The organism is Actinophytocola sp., assembly GCF_035762905.1.
In the GTDB taxonomy this organism is placed as follows: Bacteria; Actinomycetota; Actinomycetes; order Mycobacteriales; family Pseudonocardiaceae; genus DASYTH01.
Window position 1 is genome coordinate 1 of the sequence record NZ_DASUCC010000163.1, and the last position, 3,708, is coordinate 3,708.

Here is a 3,708-nt window from a genome sequence, read left to right on the forward strand (position 1 = left end):
GCCGGCGTTGTTCGCGATGGCCATCGGGTTGTCGGCCGTGTGGCGCTCGCTGGGCGTGGAACCCGCCGCCGTGGTCGGCCACTCGCAGGGGGAGGTACCGGCCGCGGTGATCAGCGGCGCGCTCACCCTGGAACAGGGCGCCCAGATCGTCGCGCAACGCTCTCAAGCGGTGCTCACGGTGGCCGGGCAGGGCGGCATGGCCCTGATCGAACGCCCCGTCGCCCAGGTCGAAGAGTTCCTTGCCCCGTACGGCGATGCGCTGTCGGTGGCGGCGGTGAACACCCCGGGCTCGACGGTGATCTCCGGTGCCGTCGAGGCGATCGAGCAGATCGTGACCGAGTTGCAGGCCCAGGACGTCTATGCCCGCAAGATCAACGTCGACTACGCCTCACACAACGCCCAGATGGACCCGCTGCTACCCGACCTGACCACCGCATTCGCCGGCCTCACCCCGGGTCGGGCACAGATCGCCTTCTACTCCACCGTGACCGGCCACGCCGTCGAAGGCCCGGAGTTGGATGGCGACTACTGGTGCCGCAACCTGCGCGAACCGGTCCGCTTCGACCGCGCCCTCGAACAGTTGCTGACCGACGGGCATTCGGTGTTCGTGGAGATCTCCGCCCACCCGGTCCTGGCCATGCCGCTCACCGACGCCAGCGCCGAACACGGCGGCGTCGTGGTCGGATCGCTGACCCGGCGGCGGGGTGACCAGGCCGCGCTGCTGCGCAACCTCGGCCTGCTCCACGTGCACGGGGTCGAGCTGGACTGGGATTGGATCACCGGGACGAGCGGCCCGGTCCCGTTGCCCACCTATGCCTTCCAGCGCGAGCGATTCTGGCTGGACACTCCGAAATCAGCGTCCAAGAACGAGCATCCCTGGCTGGGGACGGCGGTATGCCTCGCCGACGGAGACGGTTGGGTGCTCACCGGGCGGCTGTCGATGGCCGAGCATCCGTGGCTTGCCGACCACGCCGTGTTCGGCACGATCCTGGTACCCGGCACGGCATTGCTCGAGATCGCACTCACCGCCGCCCACCAGGCCGGCGCGGACCGGGTTTCCGAGCTGACCCTGCTGGAACCACTCGTTCTCCCCGAGGACACCGCGGTGCGGATACAGGCGGTGATCCACGCCGAAGAGATCACCATCTACAGCCGTATCGACGACGCGCCCTGGCGCCGGCACGCCACCGGAACGCTCGCCACCCCCGGCCCGGTCCCCGAGATCGCCACCACCCCGCCCCCGGACGCCGAACGCCTTGACCTGGACGGCTTCTACGAATCGCTGGCCGCCCGCGGCCTGGACTACGGCCCGGCCTTCCAGGGCCTGACCGAACTGTGCCGCACCGGCGACACCGCCTACGGTCTGGTCCGGCTGCCCGACGGGTTGGACCCCAACGGTTTCGGCATCCACCCCGCGCTGCTCGACGCCGCCCTGCACACGCTGATGGGCCTGCGCGAGGACGACACCGTGCTGCTTCCGTTCGAGTGGACCGGGGTCGAGTTGTACGCCACCGGCGCCACCGAACTGCGGGTGCGGGTCGATCTGGACGGCGAGACCGCTCGGGTCGCGGTCGCCGACGGGGCCGGCCAACCGGTGCTGTATGCAGACGGGTTGGTGATCCGCGCGGCCACCGCCGAACAGGTCCGCGCCGGCGACACCGTCGAGCACCTGTACCGGGTGGACTTCCAGCCGGTCACCGAGCCGGATCAGGCGCCGGTGGCCGACCACGCGGTGGATGTGGATGAACTGCTCGACTCGCCGTCCGGCGAGGTGCCGGCCCGGCTGGTGATCGACGCCCCGGTGGCCCCGGCGTGGGAGGCGACCGTCGCGGCATTGCGCATCACGCAACGGGTGCTGGCCGATCCCCGGCTGGACGCCACCGAACTGATCTGGGTCACCCGCGCCGGCGACCTTGCGCACGCGCCGCTGTGCGGACTGGTGCGCGCGGCCCGTGCCGAGAATCCGGAGCGGACGATCAGAATCGTCGAGGTCGGCGCCGAGCCGGCCGATCGGGCGGTGCTGGGCCGGGCGCTTGCCATGACCGGCGAACCGGAGATCGCGATCCGGGACGGGGAGATCCGGGTTGCGCGGCTGGTTCCGGCCGAGGTGTCGGCCGGCGTGCCCGGGGTGTTGGACCCGGCGGGGTCGGTGCTGATCACCGGCGGCACCGGTGAGCTTGGCCGCACCGTGGCCCGGCATCTGGTTACCCGGCACGGGATTCGGCATCTGGTGTTGACCTCGCGACGAGGGCTGGAGGCGCCCGGGGCTGCGGACCTGGTGGCCGAGTTGACGGCGGCCGGCGCGCAGAGCGTGCAGGTGGTGGCCTGTGATGTCGGCCGGCGCGCGGATGTCGCTACGGTGCTGGCCACGGCGGATGCGGCACATCCGTGGACGGCGGTGTTCCATCTGGCGGCGGTGCTGGATGACGGGTTGCTGGCCGATCAGAGTCCCGAGCGGCTCGATGCGGTGTGGCAGCCCAAGGTCGACGGTGCGGTGCATCTGCACGAGTTGACCCGGGAGTTGGACCTGGCGGTGTTCGTGTTGTTCTCCTCGGCGGCCGGGGTGCTCGGTGGCGCCGGGCAGAGCAACTACGCGGCGGCCAACGCTTTCCTGGACGCCTTGGCCGGGCATCGCCGGGCGGCCGGGTTGGCCGGTGTGAGCCTGTCCTGGGGTCTGTGGCAGCAGGCCGGAATCGGGCTGACCGCGCGCCTCGGCCAGGCCGAGCTGGCCCGGTTGCGCCGCCGGGGGATCGGTGCGCTCACCGAACGGCAGGGGCTCGCGGCGCTGGACGCCGCGCTGGCCCAGCCGCACGCGCACCTGGTACCGGTGCGGCTGAACCGGAGCAGGGACAACGGCGCCGAGGTTCCAGTACTGCTGCGCACCCTCCTGCGGGCCCCGCGCCGGCGGACCGGAGCGGCGGCCGCGAACCCGACCGGGTTGCGGGACCGGCTGCTCGCGCTTCCGGACGACCAGCGGCTCGGGCACTTGTCCCAACTGGTGCAGCGCGAGATCGCGACCGTCCTCGGCCGGACCGGGCCGGACGGCGTGGGACCACGCCAGGTGCTCAAGGACCTTGGCCTGGACTCGCTGATGGCGGTCGAGCTGCGCCGCCGGCTGTCCGCCGAGACCGGGGTGCCGCTGCCCTCGACGCTGGCCTTCGACCATCCGACCCCGGTCGCCATCGCGACCCTGTTGCTCGACAAGCTGTCCCTCGGCGCCGGCCCCGGCCGTGTACCGGGGGTCACGAAGGCCCAGATCGACGGCCTGGTCGAACTGCTGCGCGCGGCCACCCCCACCCAACTCGCGGACCCCCGACTCGCGGCCGACCTGCTGGCCCTGCGGGACGGCCTGGCCCGGTCCGGCTCGACCACGGTCGCGCGCACCGAACCGGAAACCGAACTGGACACCGGCAGCACCGACGACCTTCTCCAGTTCCTGGACCGCAAGCTGGGAGTGAGCCAATGAGCGCCGCCGAAATCCAGAAGCTCGAGGCCTACCTGCGGCGCACCGCCAGCGCACTCGTCGACACCGAGAACGAACTCACCGCCGAACGCGCCGCCCGCACCGAACCGATCGCCATCGTCGCCATGTCCTGCCGCCTGCCCGGTGGTATCGCCACCCCGGAAGCGTTCTGGGAGCTGCTGTCCACCGGTGGCGACGCGGTAAACGTTTTCCCGGACCGCTGGCAGGCATTGGATGTGTACGAC

At 71.5% G+C, this 3,708-nt stretch carries 2 protein-coding genes; both read left to right on the forward strand.

What is annotated here, in order from left to right; genetic code table 11:
• On the forward strand, window positions 1-3,466 hold a 3,466-nt coding region (locus VFV67_RS35770), incomplete at its 5' end, for an SDR family NAD(P)-dependent oxidoreductase (RefSeq protein WP_326475156.1).
• Window positions 3,463-3,708: beta-ketoacyl synthase N-terminal-like domain-containing protein (locus VFV67_RS35775; protein WP_326475157.1), on the forward strand; the 246-nt coding region annotated here is incomplete at its 3' end. The genes VFV67_RS35770 and VFV67_RS35775, both read left to right, overlap by 4 nt.